18 protein-coding genes and 6 tRNA genes are annotated in these 20,744 nt (G+C 44.2%); 16 read left to right on the forward strand and 8 right to left on the reverse strand.

The window, feature by feature from the left end:
• Window positions 1-6: 6 nt before the first annotated feature.
• From KPL72_RS10665 to KPL72_RS10685, 5 genes are all read right to left on the reverse strand, one after another.
• The gene (locus KPL72_RS10665) at window positions 7-816 is read right to left on the reverse strand and encodes an ABC transporter ATP-binding protein (protein WP_219702710.1); all 810 of its coding nucleotides are present in this window, start codon (window positions 814-816) and stop codon (window positions 7-9) included.
• Window positions 813-1,853 carry a FecCD family ABC transporter permease gene (locus tag KPL72_RS10670; RefSeq protein WP_219702711.1) on the reverse strand — a complete coding sequence of 347 codons (1,041 nt, stop codon included), beginning with the start codon at window positions 1,851-1,853 and terminating at the stop codon, window positions 813-815. Before KPL72_RS10670 ends, KPL72_RS10665 begins: the two co-directional genes overlap by 4 nt.
• Window positions 1,850-2,872 (reverse strand): FecCD family ABC transporter permease, encoded by a 1,023-nt coding sequence (locus KPL72_RS10675; protein ID WP_219702712.1) that lies wholly within the window; start codon window positions 2,870-2,872, stop codon window positions 1,850-1,852. The genes KPL72_RS10670 and KPL72_RS10675 overlap by 4 nt, the downstream gene beginning before the upstream one ends.
• Window positions 2,869-3,846, reverse strand: coding sequence for an iron-siderophore ABC transporter substrate-binding protein (locus tag KPL72_RS10680; RefSeq protein ID WP_219702713.1), 978 nt, complete (start codon window positions 3,844-3,846; stop codon window positions 2,869-2,871). Before KPL72_RS10680 ends, KPL72_RS10675 begins: the two co-directional genes overlap by 4 nt.
• 133 nt (window positions 3,847-3,979) lie before the next feature.
• Window positions 3,980-4,729 (reverse strand): helix-turn-helix domain-containing protein, encoded by a 750-nt coding sequence (locus KPL72_RS10685; RefSeq protein WP_219702714.1) that lies wholly within the window; start codon window positions 4,727-4,729, stop codon window positions 3,980-3,982.
• Window positions 4,730-4,902: 173 nt separating this feature from the next.
• Between KPL72_RS10685 and KPL72_RS10690 the strand changes: the two genes are divergently transcribed.
• Window positions 4,903-6,075 carry a coiled-coil domain-containing protein gene (locus KPL72_RS10690; RefSeq protein ID WP_219702715.1) on the forward strand — a complete coding sequence of 391 codons (1,173 nt, stop codon included), beginning with the start codon at window positions 4,903-4,905 and terminating at the stop codon, window positions 6,073-6,075.
• A 7-nt stretch (window positions 6,076-6,082) separates the two neighbouring features.
• On the opposite strand, the gene nhaR is transcribed toward KPL72_RS10690, so the two are convergent.
• A complete protein-coding gene (gene nhaR / locus KPL72_RS10695) occupies window positions 6,083-6,979 on the reverse strand; it encodes a transcriptional activator NhaR (protein WP_219702716.1) in 897 nt (298 codons plus the stop codon).
• Window positions 6,980-7,104: 125 nt separating this feature from the next.
• Between nhaR and KPL72_RS10700 the strand changes: the two genes are divergently transcribed.
• Window positions 7,105-7,518 carry an HPF/RaiA family ribosome-associated protein gene (locus KPL72_RS10700; RefSeq protein WP_219702717.1) on the forward strand — a complete coding sequence of 138 codons (414 nt, stop codon included), beginning with the start codon at window positions 7,105-7,107 and terminating at the stop codon, window positions 7,516-7,518.
• A 154-nt stretch (window positions 7,519-7,672) separates the two neighbouring features.
• Here KPL72_RS10700 and KPL72_RS10705 read toward each other — a convergent pair whose 3' ends face one another.
• Complete coding sequence (locus KPL72_RS10705) at window positions 7,673-8,122, reverse strand: regulatory protein RecX (RefSeq protein ID WP_212916323.1); 450 nt, start codon at window positions 8,120-8,122, stop codon at window positions 7,673-7,675.
• 196 nt (window positions 8,123-8,318) lie between these two features.
• Between KPL72_RS10705 and KPL72_RS10710 the strand changes: the two genes are divergently transcribed.
• The 11 genes from KPL72_RS10710 (at window position 8,319) to KPL72_RS10760 (ending at window position 16,123) form a co-directional block, all read left to right on the forward strand.
• Complete coding sequence (locus KPL72_RS10710; protein ID WP_219702718.1) at window positions 8,319-9,572, forward strand: D-amino acid dehydrogenase; 1,254 nt, start codon at window positions 8,319-8,321, stop codon at window positions 9,570-9,572.
• 30 nt (window positions 9,573-9,602) lie between these two features.
• Entirely contained in the window at window positions 9,603-10,700 is a 1,098-nt protein-coding gene (alr, locus tag KPL72_RS10715; RefSeq protein ID WP_219702719.1) for an alanine racemase, read from the forward strand.
• Between the two features lie 225 nt (window positions 10,701-10,925).
• Window positions 10,926-13,544, forward strand: coding sequence for an alanine--tRNA ligase (gene alaS / locus KPL72_RS10720; RefSeq protein WP_249422193.1), 2,619 nt, complete (start codon window positions 10,926-10,928; stop codon window positions 13,542-13,544).
• Between the two features lie 60 nt (window positions 13,545-13,604).
• Window positions 13,605-14,846: an aspartate kinase gene (locus KPL72_RS10725; protein WP_219702720.1), complete on the forward strand. Its 1,242-nt coding sequence runs from the start codon at window positions 13,605-13,607 to the stop codon at window positions 14,844-14,846.
• A gap of 145 nt (window positions 14,847-14,991) precedes the next feature.
• Window positions 14,992-15,180, forward strand: a complete 189-nt coding sequence (csrA, locus tag KPL72_RS10730; RefSeq protein ID WP_072840609.1) for a carbon storage regulator CsrA — start codon at window positions 14,992-14,994, stop codon at window positions 15,178-15,180.
• Between the two features lie 58 nt (window positions 15,181-15,238).
• Window positions 15,239-15,328, forward strand: a tRNA-Ser gene (locus KPL72_RS10735).
• 59 nt (window positions 15,329-15,387) lie between these two features.
• Window positions 15,388-15,464 (forward strand) — tRNA-Arg (locus KPL72_RS10740).
• Between the two features lie 56 nt (window positions 15,465-15,520).
• Window positions 15,521-15,597 (forward strand) — tRNA-Arg (locus KPL72_RS10745).
• Between the two features lie 56 nt (window positions 15,598-15,653).
• A tRNA-Arg gene (locus KPL72_RS10750) sits at window positions 15,654-15,730 on the forward strand.
• Between the two features lie 183 nt (window positions 15,731-15,913).
• Window positions 15,914-15,990, forward strand: a tRNA-Arg gene (locus tag KPL72_RS10755).
• A 56-nt stretch (window positions 15,991-16,046) separates the two neighbouring features.
• Window positions 16,047-16,123 (forward strand) — tRNA-Arg (locus tag KPL72_RS10760).
• Window positions 16,124-16,200: 77 nt separating this feature from the next.
• On the opposite strand, the gene KPL72_RS10765 is transcribed toward KPL72_RS10760, so the two are convergent.
• Window positions 16,201-17,211: a tRNA dihydrouridine synthase gene (locus KPL72_RS10765; RefSeq protein WP_219702721.1), complete on the reverse strand. Its 1,011-nt coding sequence runs from the start codon at window positions 17,209-17,211 to the stop codon at window positions 16,201-16,203.
• 92 nt (window positions 17,212-17,303) lie between these two features.
• On the opposite strand from KPL72_RS10765, the gene KPL72_RS10770 reads away from it, so the two are divergent.
• Genes KPL72_RS10770 through KPL72_RS10780 form a run of 3 tightly spaced genes read left to right on the forward strand, consistent with a single transcriptional unit; the run spans window position 17,304 to window position 20,645 of the window.
• Window positions 17,304-17,612 carry an OadG family protein gene (locus KPL72_RS10770; protein ID WP_346729510.1) on the forward strand — a complete coding sequence of 103 codons (309 nt, stop codon included), beginning with the start codon at window positions 17,304-17,306 and terminating at the stop codon, window positions 17,610-17,612.
• Window positions 17,613-17,653: 41 nt separating this feature from the next.
• Window positions 17,654-19,453 (forward strand): sodium-extruding oxaloacetate decarboxylase subunit alpha, encoded by a 1,800-nt coding sequence (gene oadA / locus KPL72_RS10775; protein ID WP_219702722.1) that lies wholly within the window; start codon window positions 17,654-17,656, stop codon window positions 19,451-19,453.
• Between the two features lie 19 nt (window positions 19,454-19,472).
• On the forward strand, window positions 19,473-20,645 hold the full coding sequence (locus KPL72_RS10780) for a sodium ion-translocating decarboxylase subunit beta (protein WP_212916317.1): 1,173 nt from the start codon (window positions 19,473-19,475) through the stop codon (window positions 20,643-20,645).
• The last annotated feature ends 99 nt before the right edge of the window (window positions 20,646-20,744 follow it).

The raw sequence follows: 20,744 nt of genomic DNA on the forward strand, positions 1-20,744 counted from the left end.
CTGTTTTTAAGTGTGTTTTATTCTCTTGTGTCGTCCAATTGGCAACACCATTGGGCTGCCGGAAATAGGGTCTGTGATGACTTGGCTCTGCAGGCCAAAAACAGCGTGGATCATGTCTTCTGTTACCACTTCATTTGGCGCTCCATTGGCACATACTTGACCTTGTCGTATGGCGATGAGCTGGTCTGAATAACGCGCTGCCAGATTCAGGTCATGCAATACCAATACAATGGTGGTGCCACGGGTTTGGTTTAGATCGACCAGCAGGTCCAATACTTCAATTTGGTGAGCGACGTCCAAGAAGGTGGTCGGCTCGTCTAACAGCAATATGCCGGTTTCTTGTGCTAATGCCATGGCGATCCAGACTCGCTGGCGTTGCCCACCGGATAATTCGTCTATTTCTCGGTCCAAAAGCTCTGTGGTTTTGGTGGTTTCTAGCGCCTTGGCAATGGCTTCATCGTCTTCTTTGCGCCACCTTGATAGGAATCCATGATGGGGATGTCTGCCTCGGCTGACTAGGTCGCTGACCGTAATGCCTTCCGGTGCAATGGGTGATTGGGGCAATAAGCCAAGCGTTTGCGCTAGTTGTCGTGTTGGCGTGTTGTGTATCGATCTGCCATCCAGTAAGACATGGCCACTTGAAGGCGATAATAAGCGTGACATAGTGCGCAATAAGGTGGATTTTCCGCAGGCATTAGCGCCAATGATAGACGTAATTTGACCGGGTTTAATGTCAATGTTGATATCGTTCAGGATGGTTTTTTCACCATAACCAGCGGCAAGATGATCGACAACGAGTTGGTGTTTTAGTGTCATAGTGAGCCACCTTTACGATTGACACGAATAATAAGATAAATAAGGTAGGGCGCGCCTAGAGCGCCAGTAATCACACCGACAGGATAGCGACTAGGCAGCAAGAATTGTCCGATGTAATCACCGCCCATGACTAAGCAAGCGCCCACTAAACCGGAAGGAATCAGCAAAGAACCATTGTTCTTCACAAGGCGAACCGCAATGGGGCCTGATAAGAAAGCCACAAACGCAATAGGCCCTGTGATTGCGACTCCCACAGCAATCAGCCCAACAGCCGACACAATGACGGTAATGCGTGTCATGCCGACTCGAACACCCAGTGCGTGAGCGGTATCATCACCCATTCGTAATGCTTCTAAATCTTTGCTTCTGCTTAGTAAAAATCCACCGAACACCAATAAAGAGAGAATGAGTGGCAAGGCTTGATGAATTTGTGCGGAGTTCACACTTCCACTGAGCCAGCGCATGGCTTCTTGGCGGTCCCATGCTTGGGCTTGGGATAACAAATACACAATAAAGCTTTCAATCATCGCAGAGACGCCAATGCCAACCAGAATAAGTCGAGCACCTGACGCTCCATTTCGATAGGACAATCCATAGACTGCTAAAGCGACCAATAAGCCTACGGCGATAGAGAAGAAAGCCACGCTAGAGCCATCCATGTGCAGCACAATAATGGCAAATACCGCGGCGGCGGTCGCACCTGAACTTACTCCGATAATATCGGGGCTGGCCAAAGGGTTTCTCAACATGACTTGGAATGCCACGCCAGCCATACCAAAACTCATGCCGACGAGAAGGGAGATAATCGCTCGTGGTAGGCGTAACTGACCCACAACAAAAGACGCGCCTGGGACATGTTCACCCAGTAAAACGTTTATCACGTCTTGTGGTGGTGTAAAGGATTGCCCCAAGGTTAAGGTGATTGAAAACGCAGCCACAGCCAATAAGCAAAGTAAGCTAGCCACGCATTTCCAGCGCTTAGATCGGTTTTTACGTCCATTGGTAACGCGTGCGAGCGTCGAGCTTGTGTTGATCATAACTCTTTCACCCGTTGTCGACGGACAATCCAGATGAAGAAAGGTGCGCCAACAAAGGCGGTCACGACGCCGACCGACAGTTCGCTTGGTCTTGATATAATGCGTCCTAACACATCCGCACTTAATAATAAGCAAGCACCGACGAGCGCTGAAAAAATGAGCAGCCAGCGGTTATCCACTCCAACAAGTAGTCTACATAAATGGGGCACCACGAGGCCGACAAAGCCAATAGGACCGCAAATGGCGGTAGTAGCACCACAGAGTAAAACCGCAGACAGCCAAGCGAGGGCACGAATCCAAGCGACATTTTCTCCTAGCCCTGCGGCGATATCGTCCCCAAGCGCCAGTGTATTGAGCTTTCTAGCCACAAATACACTGAGTAAAAAACCAACGATTAAGAAGGGCAGTACGAGCTGTAGGCTGTCAAAGGTGGCACCACCGACGCCACCTATTTGCCAAGAGTTAGCGCTGCCGGCAATGTCATTTCTTGGCAAGACGACAGCCACAATAAAAGAAGACAGTGCAGCAGACGTGGCGGCACCCGCCAAAGCGAATTTGAGCGGGGTGGATTTGCCGTAACCTAACGAACTAATGAAATAGACAAAGATGGCCGTTATGCCAGCCCCTAATATGGCGAGCCAAACATAGGTTTGCAGCTGGTTAATACCAAACCACGCTAGCCCAATAACAACAAAGAAAGCGGCACCCACATTAACGCCAAGAATCCCAGGGTCGGCTAGTGGGTTGCGGGTCACACTTTGCATAATGGCACCGGATAACCCCAAGGCGCAGCCAGCAAGGATGGCAAGTACTGTGCGTGGTATGCGCATGGTCACAGAGGCTTCCCCCATGGTGTTCATCTGGCCTTGTAATGCACCTATTATTTCTTGCCAAGTAACCTCCCTCGTGCCAATGGCAATAGAGGAAAAGCACAACAGCAGTAAGACCACCGTGACAAACAACAGAGCAATGGGCTTTTGTTTTAGAAAGCCTTTATGTTTGGCGTTGCTTTGGCTCATTTTGCTTTACGAGCCGCTTCAGCAAGAGCTTGAAGGTATTCATCTAACACCCAAGTAATAGACAGTGGCGTCGGATTAGCAGCAGTCGCCATTTTGCTATTGCCCAGCATGACAATAGAGTCATTTTTAACCGCACGCATTTTTGACATAAGTGGGTTTGATTCTAAAGGCGCCAGCAACTCTTCATTGCCATAGGTAACGAAAATGTCTACGTCGTTAAACATGTCTATTTGCTCAATGCTGCTTTCGCCAGAGAAGAGCCCATCTTTACTGATGTCTTTGATGCTTTGCGGAGAGTGCATGCCGAGGTCATCAAAAAATTTCACACGGGTATCATTGGCGCTGTAAAAGCGAATAACACTTAAATCGGTCGGATCAAGATGGGTGATAAACATGGCCGATTTGCCTTTTAACTCTGGGTATTGATCAACACGCTCGGCGATGTCTTTTTCAATGCTGGCAATGAGCTCTTCGCCTTCTTCTGCCATTCCCAGCCCTGCACTATTAATACGAATCATGCTGCGCCAGTTGGTAGACCAAGGTTTGTCTGGGAAAGCGACGACCGGCGCGATCATGCTTAACGTATCGTAATCGGATTGACTTAAGCCGGAGTATGCCGCGAGGATAACGTCGGGTTGTGTTGCTGCGACCGCTTCGAAATCGATTCCATCGCCTTCATCGAATAACACTGGCGTCTTGGCATTAAGTTTTTTGAGTCGTGCAGCCACCCAAGGCAACAAACCGTCGTTATCGTCGTCTCCAAAGGTTGCAGCAGCAAAACCAACGGGAACGATACCTAGAGCAAGGGGTACTTCATGGTTTGCCCATGCCACAGTTGCCACGCGTTTTGGTTTTTGGGTAATGGTTGTTGAGCCAAAAGCGTGTTGAATCGTAATCGGGAAGCGTGAGTTGTCCGTCGCCCATGCATTGCTAAAAAATGCAGAAACAATGGTAATAACGATAATCATCTTCATATTATTTATGTGCCATGCCAATCAAATAGAGTGCGAAATAAAGGAGCGAGGTCGTTAGGAATTACAAAGCAATGAGTGGGTTTTTATGGGAATGAATCTCATCATCAATTGCAAAACGAGTCGGATGATAGAGTTAATCTTCAGAATATAATTGTATAAATCGGTCGTTTTCATCTTGAGCCAGTTGCTTAGGTGTCAGGCTAGAGTACTTTTTGATCAACTTTATATAGTGAGATTGGTCGTTAAAACCTTCTTTGGGAAAGAGTTCACCCACTTTGAGTGAGTCGAAGCTGTGGCGAAACCGCAAAATGTCACAGTAGCTTTTTAGCGGTAAACCAAGCCACTTATTAAAGTATCGATTGATTTGGCGACTGCTCCAATTGGCTGCTTGAGATATTTCAGTCACTGTTATTGAACCATGTGTCTTATAAATCAGTTCTGACATGACTTTTTTTCGAGGGTCTATTGGCGCTGTCAGCTGGGACGCAAAATACAAACTGAGCTTATTAGCAAAAGTATCCAGGCTTTTTAGGTCGTTTAGTTCTATGCCCGCGAAGCCAATGTCGAGTGTAATGCGATCATTTAGAATGTTGGCGACAGATTTGTTTAATAAATACTCTGCGGCCAGTATTTTTAAGCGAACACCCAGTAACACAGAGTGTTTGGGCATGGCGCCTACTTTGGCGTCTGTTTCCAGTCCAACCAAGGAAATATGCAGCGGATATTCGGCATTGTGGAAAAAATATAAATCAATGCCGCCATCAGGGAAGGTGGAAAGTTCTTCATCTTCATCGCTTGGATTTTCGATCATCCAAAAGCTTTCAACGAATGGAGCTAAATCGTCGCTTGGTTCTAATGACGTTAGTTGAATGGTCTCTTTCATCACGTAATCGCAAAAGTGGGAGGTGAGTGTTGCGCGTTCGTTCCTTCGATGGCTACTTTAAATGTAAGTAGATAGTATAACGATTAAAAGGCGATGTTCTAGCTACAATTGAGATAGATTCGTATTAACACCTAGTTGTCATTATGATGAACTGGGGATCAAAGGGGTGATACATGGTCTTGCAACTAGGAAAACTGAACGGTTATTACATCGCTATCTTGCTGGCGATTATTTTTTCTTGGTGGGGCTTGCTAGACACCAAGGCGTCTGATTATGTTTCCTCTTCCTTGGTGCAGGCGTTAAGTGCCTTTGGTTTAGCCAAATTATTTAATGCAACAGTTTCTGTGCTGCAAAGTATTCAGATAAGTGTGTTTGTCAGCTCCGTTACCATTGGCGAATTATTAGATCCATTTAACGATATGGTGGAAGATTTTTCTGGCGTAATGAAGGTGGCAGTGTCGTCGCTTATTTTTCAGAGTATTTTGTTAAAAATTATTTCTACTGTGTACTTCAAAGTCTTTGTTACCTTGTCGGGTTTGCTGTTTGGTTACTTATACTGGGCAAAAAGTCGTTTCAGCCAAGTGGCTTATAAAGTATTTGTGACAGCCGTTGGTGCGAAGTTCTTATTGGTGCTGGTGGTATTGTTATCTGCTTTGGTCGATGCCTCTTTTTTGAATGAAGAAAAGACGCAAACCATGGATAAAATCCAAATACATTCTGACGAGATGAACGAGGTTACGACAGGGCTAGGTGTCGCAGCGGATCTTAAACAATCCCTTGATAAAGACAAACAGGCGCTACAAATCAGGCTGAATGTGCAGCAACAAAGCCTGTCAGAGCATGATGAGCGTTTAGTAGATTTGACCGCCCAGAATGAGTCTCTTAATCGCTTAATTTCGGCGCGCAAAGAGACATTATCGACCATGGATATTTTGTTTAATAACGATGACATGCTGGCTGGGTTGCGAACGCAACAAGGCCTTTTAATGGATGAACGGCAACGTGCAGAGCAAGACATCAAAACGTCGAAAAGCAAGATAGAGGCTTTGCAACAATCCATTGATGGTCTAGACAATGTTACCTTAGAAGATCAAGGCTTTTTCGCGTCCATTAAACAAAGTACCTTTGGGTTGAGCCATTTTAAAGACAAGATCAGCGAGTATGTTGAAACGCTGAATGGCTTGGTAAACGACTTTCTTACCTTGCTGGCGTTGTTTGCCTTCAATACCGTGTTGATCCCAGTTTTGTTTCTCTATCTAGGGGCTAAAGGCTTCAAATTGATTTGGCAAATCAGACCGTCTGACCTGATAGAGCGGGCTAAAAACGGTGTAAAAGAAAGCCTATAAAGCCCTGCTATTTATGTTTTAACCAGCCTTTCGCTGCATCAGTAATGGCTACAATGGCAGGGTTGGATAAGCGTTGCTCGGTAGCAATGACGAAGAATTGCTCGCGTATTTCTTCTGTGCTGCCGATGATCTCGACTTTAAACTGCTTCGCCACTTCGTTGGCAATGGCGGAAGGGACAATGAACACGCCCGCGCCTGCTTGACCGAAGGTTTTCATTAAGGCTCGGTCATCAAATTCACCCATGATTTTCGGATGGGTATGGTGTTTTTCTAGCCATTGTAAGAGTTGAATTTGTATTAAAGATTGATCACTCGGAATCAAAAAAGGCGAGCCTATTAAGTTCTTTGGAAAATCCGTTTTCCCTTGTTCAACAAGGTTTGGTGCAGCCATAAAAGACGTACCACATTCGCCCAAAAAGTGATTAAAGCCGCGCACACCCAAATGTGGTGGAATCGGTCCATCGGCGATAATTAGATCCAATTTATGCAACGCCAACTCGCCCAATAAATCCTCCAAGCTGTTTTCTTTGCAGACAAGTCTTACCGGATCTTCTAACGCCATGGCAGGAGCCAATAATCGGTAAGCAATGGATTTTGGTATCGAATCCGCAATGCCGACGCGCAGTAATTGAGTTCTATCGGTCGATGCGATGCGCACAGATTGTTCCAGTTCGCTGCCTAAGGAAAATATCTCATCTGCATAGCTCAGCACCATATGACCTGTATCGGTCAGCGCGAGGTTGCGACCCACTTTGCTAAATAGATCTTTACCCAGTTGCTCTTCTAGCAAACTAATCTGCCCGCTGATGGTTTGCGGTGTTATGTGCAAATGTTCGCTGGCTTTTGTAATGCTGCCTTGCTTTGCCACCATCCAAAAATAATGCAAATGTTTGAAATTGATCATATTTCACCAATACTTCGAGAAAAACTGATTATTTACATAAATAATTCGATTATATCTTAAGAGTATTTGTTAGTAATTTGAAATTTCCAACATAACTTACTCATTCATGAGTAAAGGAGAGCAAGATGAGAATCAAAGTACAAGCACGTCGCCTAGCCCTTACTAAAAGTTTAAAAGCTTATGTTAAGCGTCGCCTAAATTTTGCATTGAATTCCCGTTATGACAATATTCAACGAGTGATCGTCACGCTTACCGATGTGAACGGTCCTAAAGGTGGTGAAGACAAACACTGCCAAGTTTTGGTTAAAATCAACGGCCAAAAAGAAGTGGTAATCAGCGAGCAACAAGCCGATATGTATTCTGCGATAGATAGCGCTGCTAACCGTACTAGCAGAACCGTAACACGACGTATCGAACGATTACAGCACAAGGCCACGCGACTAAAAGCCGCTTTCCATAAGATGAGACCGCAGAAAAAAATGCCTCGCGACATATATGAAGAATATGAAAACGAATACGGCTACTACCAACATGCCTAGGTGGTATTGATAGCAATAGCTTTTTTAGATAGATAATCTCAACACCCGCTTTAGGCGAACCACTCCACTTGGTTCGCTTTTTTTTGTTCGTTAGAAAGAGATACTTTGGTAAGGAGGAATATGAGCGCTAGAAGGTCTGGCTTTGTGAGTGATGTTAGTCTTGGGGAGATATGGCATATTTGATTTGTTCGAAGTCAAATCCTCGGTATTGGAGGTAGCGTGACTGTTTAGCCTTTTCTTTGAAGTCGGTACTGATTTCTTCTCCAAACCTTCTTTCTTTGAGTTGTTTCGCTAACTCAAACCAATCTGCATTGGCATCAGTGATGGCTGTTTTTGCTAGCTCGCTATTGATACCTTTTTGTATGAGTTCTTGCTGAATCCGGCTTGCTCCAAGAGGTTTGCTTAGTCGGCTCCTTACAAATATTTCAGCGAAGCGCTCATCATTGAGATAGTTCATTTCTTCAAGACGCTCAATTATCGCGCTGATCTCTTCTTCCTCGTGACCTCTTGTTTTTAATTTGGTGACTAGCTCCTTTTTGCTGTGCTCCCTGTGGCTTAGCAGTGACAAGGCTTGGTCGAATATTGATGTCTGGTGTTCTTTCATATCTATATCTCTGCTTGTCTTGGTTGAGAGGTTATTTTATCAGCTGAATGAGGTTTTTACATTTCGTTTCTAATAAACTGCTTTGTTTTTATTTTATAGTTTTTTATTCTTCAATATAACAATAAATAAGATGATAAAACTACATATCTTATGTGATTATGGGTGATATGACTTTGTCTTTATTTGAGGTTTTTCTATGCGTGTTTGTGTGCTGGGTGCAGGTGTTGTTGGTTTAACGTCAGCCTATTATTTGGCGAAGAAAGGTTTTGAAGTGACGGTGATTGACCGTCAAGAAGGGGTGGCTCTTGAGACGAGTTTTGCTAACGCAGGGCAAATTTCTCCTGGCTATTCTGCACCTTGGGCTGCACCAGGCATTCCTCTTAAAGCTATTAAATGGTTGATGCAAAAACACGCGCCATTAAAGGTCAGTGCTGATCCAGAGCTTAAAAAATTGGCATGGATGGGCAAGATGCTGGCGAACTGCACTGAAAAAGCCTACGACGTGAATAAGTCTCGCATGGTGGCATTGGCCGAGTATAGCCGTGACCAGTTCATTGCTATGCGCAAAGACATCGGTATTAAGTACGATGATGGTCAGGGCGGTTTGACTCAGCTATTCCGTAAAGATGAGCAAGTTGAGGCGTCTGAAAAAGATATCAAGGTGCTAAAAGCTTTAAATGTTCCTCATCAAGTATTGACGCCAGCACAAATTTTAGAAGTTGAGCCAGGTTTGGCTCCAGTGATTGATAAGTTTAAAGGCGGACTTCGTTTGGTTGGCGATGAAACTGGTGATTGTTTTGTTTTTTGCCAAGAACTGAAAAAACACTGTGATGAATTGGGTGTGACATTTAAATTTGGTGTCGCGATTGAGCGCTTGGTTGTAGAAGGTGGTAAAATACGCGCCGTTAAAACCGATCAGGGTGACTTTGAGTTTGATAACGTTCTGGTATCTATGGGCAGTTATTCAAAAGAGTTACTTAAAGCGATTGATATATCTATTCCCGTTTATCCAGTGAAAGGTTATTCCTTAACGGTGCCAATTACGGATGTGCAGTTTGCACCTGTTTCAACTGTGATGGATGAAACCTACAAAGTTGCAGTGACTCGACTAGGTGGTCGTATTCGTGCGGCGGGTACCGCAGAGTTAAATGGTTATAATCTAGATTTACCAAAAGTGCGCACGGAAACCATTACTCATGTGGTGCATGATTTATTTAATCAGGGTTGTGAGTTATCTCAAGCAGACTACTGGACTGGACTTCGTCCAATGACCCCAGATGGCACGCCGGTTGTTGGGCGTACAGGTATTGACGGTTTGTATTTGAATACGGGGCACGGAACATTGGGTTGGACGATGAGCTGCGGTTCTGCGGCAGTGATTGCAGACATTATGTCTGGCGATAAAACTGAGATCGATTCACAAGATCTTTCCGTACAACGTTATAAGTAATAAAACGCTTTAAAAGTTTAAGGGGTAAAAATGGCAAGGCCACTCACGGCGACGGTAGATTTGGAGGCGATCCTGCAAAACTACCGTTATGCAAAAAAGTTACAGCCAACTTGTAAGGCGTTTGCTGTTGTTAAAAGTAATGCGTACGGACATGGTGCGGTTGAAGTTTCACGTTACTTGGATGAAGAAGTGGATGCTTTTGCTGTGGCTGCTATTGAAGAGGCTGTCGCATTGCGAGAAGCAGGCATTGTTTCGCCTATCTTATTGTTGGAAGGTGTATTTGAAGGTGAGGAGTGGGCGCTGTGCGAGAAGCATGGTTTTTGGTCTGCTCTAGAAAATGCTCAACAGCTTGATGAATTGCAAGCTAGTCATGCAAAAATTGAAAAGATTTTCCTGAAACTAGATTCTGGTATGCATCGCCTTGGTGTTGATAAAGAAACAGCACCAGTGTTTGTCGCGGCGTTGAAAGACAGTGGCCAAGTGGGAGAGGTGGTTTTAATGACACATTTTTCTTGTGCGGATGACTTGTCAGATCTAGCAACTATGCAGCAGTTAGCTTATTTTGAGCAAGCTCGTCAATCGATTGGTGATATCGAGGCCAGTGTAGCGAACTCAGCGGCGATTATGAAATGGAGTGTGCCTGAAGGTGGTTGGATTCGTCCAGGTATCATGTTGTATGGAATTTCGCCGTTTGCAGAAGTGAGCGGTCGAGCCGTGGGCTTGCGTCCAGCGATGACTTTGTCTTCAAAAGTGATTTCGACCCGCAAACTTAAGCAAGGTGACAGAGTGGGTTATGGTCTTGGCTATGTTGCTGAAGAAGATCATGTATTGGCAACGGTCGCTGTGGGTTATGGTGACGGTTATCCTCGTCACGCAGAAAATGGCACACCGTTGCAAATTGATGGAAAACCCGCTTGCCTCGCAGGCCGTGTATCTATGGATATGATTACGGTGCGTATGCAAGATTTCGCTGCTGAGCCTGCCATGGGGCAAGAAGTAGTGCTTTGGGGTGGCGATGTGCCCGTCGAAGAAGTCGCAGATTATGCCGGTACCATTGGTTATGAGTTGGTGACTAGGATGACCGCACGACCTCATTATCGTTATGTTCGCGGTGAAGATTCTCAGTAATGCCTTTCTAAAAACATACTGTAAAAGTAGGTTTACATCCGTAAATCCTACTTTTGCTTAAGTTATGCACAAAATAAGCTTTAAATTACTACGGTTTCTTTTGAAAACACCTATCCTTTGCGTGTACTATTTTGTGCTTTTCGTTGCATCGAGTCGGCATATATTAATCTGCCATTCACGCAATCCAATTCGTCCAGAAAAATAGAGATAGAGACTCATCCCATTATGAAGAGTTCTGAGTTACGCCAGTCATTTTTATCGTACTTTGAAAGTAAGCAGCATCAGATCGTAGAATCCAGTTCATTGGTTCCTGGAAATGATCCTACATTGCTGTTCACCAACGCTGGTATGGTCCAGTTTAAAGATGTGTTTTTGGGAGAAGATCTTCGCCCATACTCACGAGCAACGACGTCTCAACGTTGTGTTCGAGCGGGTGGTAAACACAATGACTTAGAGAACGTCGGTTATACCGCACGTCACCACACTTTCTTTGAAATGTTGGGTAACTTCAGTTTTGGCGATTACTTCAAAAAAGACGCTATTCATTATGCGTGGGAGTTTCTAACGGTTGTGCTGAAGTTGCCAACTGAAAAGTTGTTGGTAACCGTTTACGCAGACGACGATGAAGCGTTTGATATCTGGAACAAAGACATCGGTCTTCCTGCAGAAAAAATCATCCGTATTGGTGATAACAAGGGGGGGCGTTATCAGTCCGATAATTTCTGGGCGATGGGCGATACAGGTCCTTGTGGTCCTTGTTCTGAAGTGTTTTATGATCACGGTGAGCATATTTGGGGTGGGCCTCCAGGTTCTCCTGAAGAAGACGGCGACCGTTTCATCGAAATCTGGAACGTGGTTTTCATGCAGTTTAACCGTTCTGCAGATGGCACTATGGCTCCTTTGCCAAAACCTTCTGTTGATACGGGGATGGGCTTGGAGCGTATTGCAGCGATTTTGCAGGGCGTCCATAGCAACTACGAAATCGATTTGTTCCAAAATCTTATTAAAGCGGCAGCACAAGTGGTTGGTACTCAAGACCTAAGTGCCCAGTCACTACGCGTTATTGCTGACCATATCCGTTCTTGTTCCTTCATGATTGTTGATGGTGTGATCCCATCAAATGAAGGTCGTGGTTATGTTTTGCGTCGTATTATTCGTCGCGCAATTCGTCACGGTAATAAGCTGGGTCAAAAAGGTGTCTTTTTCCATAAGTTGGTAGAGGCGCTTGATGTTGAAATGGGTGAAGCTTACCCAGAACTTACTAAGTTAAAAGAGCGTGTGGCTTCTATTCTATTAAAAGAAGAAGAGCAGTTTGCCAAAACCCTTGATCAAGGGATGAAGATTTTAGAAGAAGCCATTTCTGAACTAGGCGATGAAAAGATTATTCCTGGTGAGACAGTTTTCAAACTATACGACACGTATGGTTTCCCTGCTGATTTAACCAACGATGTTGCGCGTGAAAATGATCTAGAAATAGATGAGGCTGGATTTGAAGTGGCGATGGATGCACAGCGTGCACGTGCTCGTTCAGCAAGTAACTTCTCTATGGATATGTCGAGCGGCGTTAAGTTGGATTCTGTTACTGAATTTACTGGCTACGAGAATCTAAACGCTACCTGTGAAGTTGAGATGATTCTTGTTGATGGAGAGTCTGTTGAAACTATCGAAGCTGGTCAAGTTGCGGCAGTGATTTTGAAATCGACTCCTTTTTACGCTGAATCAGGTGGTCAAGTTGGCGATCAAGGTTGGTTGCGTGGTCCAGGCGCTTTCAAAGTATCTAGCACCACTAAGCAAGCTAAAGCACATTTGCATTACGGTGAGCTAAAAGAAGGTCGTTTGGCGGTTGGTGATCAAGTGACTGGCGAAGTCGATCGTACTTTGCGTATGGCGACTACATTGAACCATTCGGCGACTCACTTAATGCACGAAGCACTGCGTCGTATTTTAGGTGATCATGTTTTACAAAAAGGTTCTTTGGTAAATCCTGAGCGTTTGCGTTTTGACTTTTCGCATTTTGAAGGTGTTACGGCGACAGAGATCGAGCAAATCGAAGACATGGTTAACGAACAGATCCGCTTAAACCGTCCAGTAGAAACCGACATCATGGATGTTGAGTCTGCTAAAGCGAAAGGCGCTATGGCCTTGTTTGGTGAGAAATACGACAGTGAAGTGCGTGTATTGACTATGGGGGCTGACTACTCGATTGAGTTGTGTGGTGGTACTCATGTTAGTCGTACGGGAGATATTGGTTTCTTTAAAATTATTACAGAAAGCGGTATTGCTGCTGGCGTTCGTCGTATTGAAGCGGTTACAGGCAAAGTTGCAATAGATACGACTCGCCAGACTGAGTCGGTTCTTGATGGTATTGCTAGCCTTGTCAAAGGTAATAAAGACAGCGTGTTAGACAAGGTTGTTGCCTTGAATGATCAAGCGCGCAGTTTGCAGAAAGAATTGGATGTATTGAAAGGTAAAATGGCAGCTTTAGCTGGCGCTGATTTGGCTTCTCAGGCGGTAGATATCAATGGCGGTAAGTTGTTGGTTGCTCAGGTTGAAGTAGAAGATCCAAAAGCGTTACGTGATTTACTAGATGAGCTGAAAAGCAAGCTAGAGTCTGCCGTTATTTTATTGGCTGCGGTGAATGATGGCAAAGTAAGTTTAATTGCTGGCGTAACCAAAGAATTGACTAAAAACGTGAAGGCTGGGGATCTGATTAAAATGATTGCGCCTTATGTTGATGGTAAAGGTGGTGGTCGTCCAGATATGGCTCAAGCTGGTGGTAACAATCCAGATGGCTTGTCTGCAGCTCTTGAATTGGTGCCTGGTTGGGTTGCTGAAAGAGTTTAAGTTGAATCGTTCCTTAAGAGCTTTGATTTCGGCTTTTTTGATTTAAATAGTGGAAAAATTATGGCGTTGTTAGTTCAAAAATACGGCGGCACCTCGGTAGGTACAATAGAGCGTATCGAGGCTGTTTCAGATCGAGTGTTAAAGCATAAGCAACAAGGCGATGACATAGTGGTTGTGGTTTCTGCTATGAGTGGTGAAACCAATAGGCTGATTGCTCTTGCGAAAAGCATTAATGCTTCACCAAGTGCGCGAGAAATGGATGTGCTTTTGTCGACAGGGGAGCAGGTTACTATCGCACTTTTGTCTATGGCATTAATGAAGCGTGGTCTTGATGCTCGTTCTTATACAGGCTCTCAGATTCGTATTACAACTGACAGCGCTCATGGCAAGGCTCGAATTCAAAAGATTGATACCGAAGCAATGCGCGCAGATTTAGACGCTGGACGAGTGATTGTTGCGGCGGGGTTTCAGGGGGCTGATGAATTTGGCAACATTACGACATTAGGTCGCGGTGGCTCTGATACCACTGGTGTTGCGCTTGCTGCCGCTTTGAAGGCGGATGAGTGTCAAATTTATACTGACGTGGATGGGGTTTATACGACGGATCCTCGTGTTGTAGATAGTGCGCGACGTTTGGATAAAATCACCTTTGAGGAAATGCTAGAAATGGCTAGCCTTGGCTCCAAGGTGCTACAAATTCGTTCTGTAGAGTTTGCTGGTAAATATCAAGTGCCGCTTAGGGTGCTGTCTAGTTTTGTTGAGGGTGAAGGTACGTTGATTACAACTGAGGGGAGTAAAGGTATGGAACAGCCAGCGGTTTCTGGAATTGCATTCAATAGAGATGAAGCGAAATTAACCTTGAAAGGTGTTCCTGATATTCCAGGTATTGCTTCTCGTATTCTTGGTCCTATTAGTGATGCCAACATCGAAGTGGATATGATTGTCCAAAACGTATCTGTGGATGGCACTACAGACTTTACCTTTACGGTGCATCGCAACGAATATGATCAAGCTTTATCTACCTTGAATATCATCGCTAAAGAACTTGGGGCGAGTGCTGTGCTTTCTGACGCTAAAATTGCCAAGGTGTCTATTGTTGGTGTGGGGATGCGCTCTCATGCGGGCGTAGCAAGTACCATGTTTAAAGCATTGGCTGCAGAGTCTATCAACATTCAGTTGATCTCTACTTCGGAAATTAAAGTGTCTGTCATTATCGATGAAAAATACATGGAGTTGGCGGTTCGTGCATTGCATTCCGCGTTCAAATTAAATGAAGTGGCATCAGGGGTTCGAGAAGCTTAACAATTGGATACATAAAATCCTGTAGTTATGGATGGTTTAATTTTTATTGAGAGGCTACAATTGGCTTTGTAGGAATTGCCCTACAAGATTTGTCGGGCAATTCATCTCAATAAATGATTGAAAGCAATTACAGGGAGATATTCTTATGCTTATTCTTACTCGTCGTGTTGGTGAAACTTTGATGGTTGGTGATGAAGTTTCTGTCACTGTATTAGGTGTAAAGGGAAATCAAGTGCGTATTGGCATCAATGCGCCTAAAGATGTATCTGTTCACCGTGAAGAAATTTATCTTCGCATTCAGAAAGAGCAAGATGAACAAATTTCTGAAGATTAATTTTTAAAAAAGCCTTTACAAGACAAATGTGTCGTATATAATGCGCCCCACTTGTTACGGAGAGTTGGCCGAGTGGCCGAAGGCGCGCCCCTGCTAAGGGTGTATGGGTTAACACTCATCGAGGGTTCGAATCCCTCACTCTCCGCCATTTCAAGTTTGTCTTTTGAGGGTTTACTCTCTGAGCAAAAAAGGCAGGGATTTTGTTTTGCACCAGTAGCTCAGCTGGATAGAGTACTCGGCTACGAACCGAGCGGTCAGAGGTTCGAATCCTCTCTGGTGCACCATTCCAAAAAAGTATTTTAAGATATATTCTTTAAATACTATGAGTAAAGATTGTTCTGCACCAGTAGCTCAGCTGGATAGAGTACTCGGCTACGAACCGAGCGGTCAGAGGTTCGAATCCTCTCTGGTGCACCATTCCAAAAAAGTATTTTAAGATATATTCTTTAAATACTATGAGTAAAGATTGTTCTGCACCAGTAGCTCAGCTGGATAGAGTACTCGGCTACGAACCGAGCGGTCAGAGGTTCGAATCCTCTCTGGTGCACCATTCTTAAATCTCACAAAAAATATTACTTCACTTATTTAAAAGAAATACGAAATGAAACAGAAGATCAGCTGGATAGAGTACTCGGCTACGATCCGAGCGGTCAGAGGTTCGAATCCTCTCTGGTGCACCATTCTTAAATCTCACAAAAAATATTTCTTCTCTTTTTTAAAAGAAATACGATATGCACCAGTAGCTCAGCTGGATAGAGTACTCGGCTACGAACCGAGCGGTCAGAGGTTCGAATCCTCTCTGGTGCACCATTCCAAAAAAGTATTTTAAGATATATTCTTTAAATACTATGAGTAAAGATTGTTCTGCACCAGTAGCTCAGCTGGATAGAGTACTCGGCTACGAACCGAGCGGTCAGAGGTTCGAATCCTCTCTGGTGCACCATTCTTAATTTCCCCCATCAGTACTTTAAAATTCCCAATCTAATTTATAATTTTATAATTTTATTATTTTCTCTCTTATTACGTTTCTGTCATTATACTCTCGAATGTTTGTGTTAGTTCATTGACGCTCTTGCTGCGTCGTAATGTCTGAAGGTGTTCTTTAACTTCCGCAAAACCAAACCGTAAATGTCCGCACCATTGTTTCAGCCTGCCAAGCGTAGCGACTTCATCATAATATTTTTGTAATTCAGTACTATAATAGGCGAAGAGTGCGTTCAGGGTTGTTGTATCTACTGTGCTTTTTTGCCCGTTTAGCTCATCTCTTATTTGTTGGAAAATAAATGGGTTGTTGAGTGAGCCTCGTCCAATCATGAAATGTTGGCATCCTGTAATGGATCTGCAGCGTAAGAGCGACTCAGTGTCTGTGATGTCTCCATTGGCGACGACAATCATGTTTGTCTTATCTTGAATTTCGCCTATTTTTTCCCATCTTGCTGGTGGTTTGTAACCATCTTTTTTAGTACGTCCGTGTATTGTGAGTGTGCCAACGCCTGCTGCCTCAATGGCGGCTACGTTATCAAATAACAATGCTTCATCTTCGAATCCTAAACGAATTTTCGCTGATACAGGGATTTCGCTTGGTAGTGTATTTCGAATTGCACTCATGATGTCGTAAAGTGCATCAGGGGTTTGTAATAAAACAGAGCCGCCACCATGGCCATTTACACGTTTTGCTGGGCAGCCAAAATTGACATCAATGTGAGTTGCGCCAGCTTCAATTGCATTTAAAGCGCTTTCCGCCATAAGTTCTGCGTTGCTGCCTAGTAGTTGGGTGTGAACGGGGTGGTTGTGTATTGTTCTTGCTTTGTTGGTGTTTTCTGGTGCAAGGCGTTTGAATGTTGTTGTTGGAATAGAGTATTGAGTGACTCGGATGAATTCTGTTACTAAGTAGTCCATGCCGCCAATTTTTGATAGCAATGCTCTCATTGTGTGATCCATGACACCTTCCATCGGTGCAACGGCCAGTACAATGCTGTTGTTATTGGTTAAGGTCTTTAAGGTGGTTGTTGTTTCTAAGGAATTGTTCACGAAATAAGTCTAACTGTTATGCAATAAAAATATGAAACTGTTCTGGTTTGTGGTAAAAAACTAACTATCAAAAATAAACAGCGCTCTTGGGTGTGCATCTGATCACATTAGATCTGTACAAACAAGACGAGAAAAAAGGTATCGATGCTATGAATGGCTTGCTAGAAGATGGTGTGGGATTGATGGTCCTAGGGATGGGTTTTGTATTCCTGTTTTTAGTGGTGTTAATTTTTGCGACAGGTTACATGTCGCGACTACTAAATTATTTGTTTCCTGAAACACCTATTGTTGTAGCGTCAAAGCCTGTTTCTAAAAATCTCTCTTCTTCTGGTGTTGATGCGCAAATGACAGCTGTCATTACTGCTGCCGTTCATCAGCACAGAAACAGTAAAAAATCTTAATTTTCTAATACTAACTCTTCTGATTTCTTTGAGGCTGAAATATGACAACAACAAAGCAACCTCTTGGCATTACTGATGTCGTTTTGCGTGATGCTCACCAATCCTTGTTGGCAACGCGTATGCGAATTGACGATATGCTTCCTATCGCAGAAAAACTGGATCAAGTCGGCTTTTGGTCGCTTGAATCTTGGGGTGGTGCGACGTTCGATTCCTGTATTCGCTATATTGGAGAGGATCCTTGGGAGCGCATTCGTGAATTAAAAAAAGCCATGCCAAAAACGCCACAGCAGATGTTATTGCGTGGGCAGAATTTGCTTGGTTATCGCCACTATGCCGATGATGTTGTAAATAAGTTTGTTGAGCGTGCAGCCTTTAATGGCGTCGATGTGTTTCGAATCTTTGATGCAATGAATGATCCCCGCAATCTGGAAACAGCAATTAAAGCGGTTAAACAGCAAGGTAAACATGCTCAAGGGACGATTTCATATACTAAGAGTCGCGTTCATACCACTAAGAACTGGGTGGATTATGCTAAGGCGCTTGAAGATATGGGGGCAGACTCCATCGCTATTAAGGATATGTCTGGCATTTTGACGCCATACGATGCCTTCGAATTGGTTAGTTTATTGAAAGCTCAGACTCAGTTGGAGGTGCAATTGCATGCGCACGCTACGTCTGGTTTGTCAGATATGACGATTTTGAAAGCTGTTGAGGCTGGGATAGATCGAGTCGATACAGCTATTTCTTCTATGTCGATGACGTATGGTCATAGCGCGACAGAGTCTGTGGTTGCTGCGTTGCAGGGTACAGATAGAGATACTGGCTTAGATTTAGCGTTATTAGAAGAGATTGCTGCTTATTTTCGTGAAGTTAGAAAGAAGTATGCGAAATTCGAGGGCTCTCTTCGTGGTACGGATTCTCGTATTTTGATAGCTCAAGTGCCTGGTGGCATGTTGACCAATATGGAAAGTCAGCTTAAAGAGCAGGGTGCGGCGGATAAGTTTGACGAAGTGCTAAAAGAAATCCCTAAAGTCCGCGAAGACTTGGGTTTGATTCCGCTTGTTACGCCTACTTCTCAAATTGTTGGTACTCAGGCAGTTTTGAACGTCCTGACTGGCGAACGATATAAGTCTATTTCAAAAGAAACGGCGGGTATCTTGAAAGGTGAGTATGGTGCGGCTCCTGCTGAATTCAATAAAGAGTTGCAGGCCCGTGTTCTAGATGGGGCGGAGGCGATTACTTGTCGACCAGCAGACTTATTGTCACCTGAAATGGATAAGTTGACTGAAGAGTTGGTTGGCCTTTCAAAAGAAAAAAATATCCAGTTGTCTGATGATCGGATTGACGATGTTTTAACTTATGCCTTATTCCCTCAGATAGGTCTTAAATTTTTACAGAATCGTGGCGACGCAAGTGCGTTTGAGCCTGTGCCGACAGTTAATGATGCTGTTCAGAGTAAGTCCTCGCCAACAAATGTTTCATCTGGTGAAGCGAGTGTTTACACGGTTTCTGTATCTGGGCAGAGTTTTGTTGTCCAAGTATCGGAAGGGGGTGATGTTAGTAACATTCAGCCTGTTGCTAATGTTCAAAACTCTCCAGCTCAGGCTGCGCCATCTGCTGCTGCGCCATCTGGCGAAGATGTTCCTTCTCCGTTAGCGGGCAATATCTTCAAAGTGCTTGTGTCTCCAGGTCAGCAAGTTGAAGAGGGTGATACTGTGATTATTCTCGAGGCTATGAAGATGGAGACAGAAATATCTGCGCCTAAGTCCGGTGTCGTTGGTTCCATTAGTGTAAAAGAAGGTGACTCTGTGCAAGTTGGCCAGTCACTTCTTACTTTGTAGTTGAAGGAATCGATCGAAAATGGAAAACAAATTATTAAATCTTTATCACGACACGGGCATTTACCAGCTGGAACTTGGTCAGTTTGTGATGATCTGTGTTGGTTTGTTGTTGGTTTACCTGGCAATCAAAAAAGGTTTTGAGCCGCTGCTACTTTTGCCTATTGGTATTGGTGCGGTTCTAGTTAATATTCCTGGGGCAGGTTTTATGGCTGCGCCAGTTTATGATGCGACGGGTCACATGGTTTCTCCGGGTGGTCTTCAATACTATATTTATCATGGTGGTATTGAGACAGGTTTGTTCCCATTGATAATCTTCATGGGAGTTGGGGCGATGACGGACTTTGGCCCTATGCTTGCTAACCCAAAAACATTGCTCCTTGGTGCTGCTGCGCAGTTTGGTATCTTTGCCACGGTTATTGGGGCGGTTTTATTAAGTGCGTCCGGCATTATGGATTTCTCATTAGCGGATGCGGCGGCAATTGGTATTATCGGTGGCGCGGACGGTCCGACTGCTATTTTTGTTGCTAGTCGCTTGGCGCCTGATTTGCTTGGTGCGATTGCTGTGGCAGCTTATTCCTATATGGCATTAGTGCCACTTATTCAACCGCCAATTATGCGAGCGCTAACAACAAAAGAGGAACGCTCTATTAAGATGGAACAGCTCAGGCCTGTTACCAAGAAAGAGAAGATTGTCTTTCCAATTGTAGTGACTATTTTGGTTGCGATGTTCTTGCCGTCTGCGGCGCCTCTGCTTGGGATGTTCTGCTTTGGCAATCTGATGCGTGAATGTGGTGTTGTGGACCGTTTAAGTGATACCGCTCAAAATGCATTGATTAATATCGTAACTATCTTCTTGGGTTTGGGGGTTGGTTCAAAGTTGAGTTCCGAGGCTTTTTTGAATTTGGAAACACTAGGAATTTTGAGCTTAGGCTTGATTGCTTTTTCTATCGGCACAGCTGCAGGTGTTTTAATGGCAAAGTTGATGAATAGATTCTCTAAAGATGCTATTAATCCATTGATTGGTGCTGCTGGTGTATCTGCTGTCCCTATGGCTGCGCGCGTGGCCAATAAGGTCGGGCTTGAGGCGAATAAGCAAAATTTCTTATTAATGCATGCGATGGGGCCTAACGTGGCGGGCGTTATAGGTTCTGCTGTGGCGGCTGGCGTAATGCTGAGTTATGTTGGTGGTTAGTCACCTAGCTAAAGCTATTTTTACAAAAAGACACTTCGGTGTCTTTTTGTTTATCTAAGCTTTCTGCATGAAATTCAAATTAATTAAAAGAATTTCAAA

This window comes from Marinomonas lutimaris (genome assembly GCF_019426345.1).
In the GTDB taxonomy this organism is placed as follows: domain Bacteria; phylum Pseudomonadota; class Gammaproteobacteria; order Pseudomonadales; family Marinomonadaceae; genus Marinomonas; species Marinomonas lutimaris.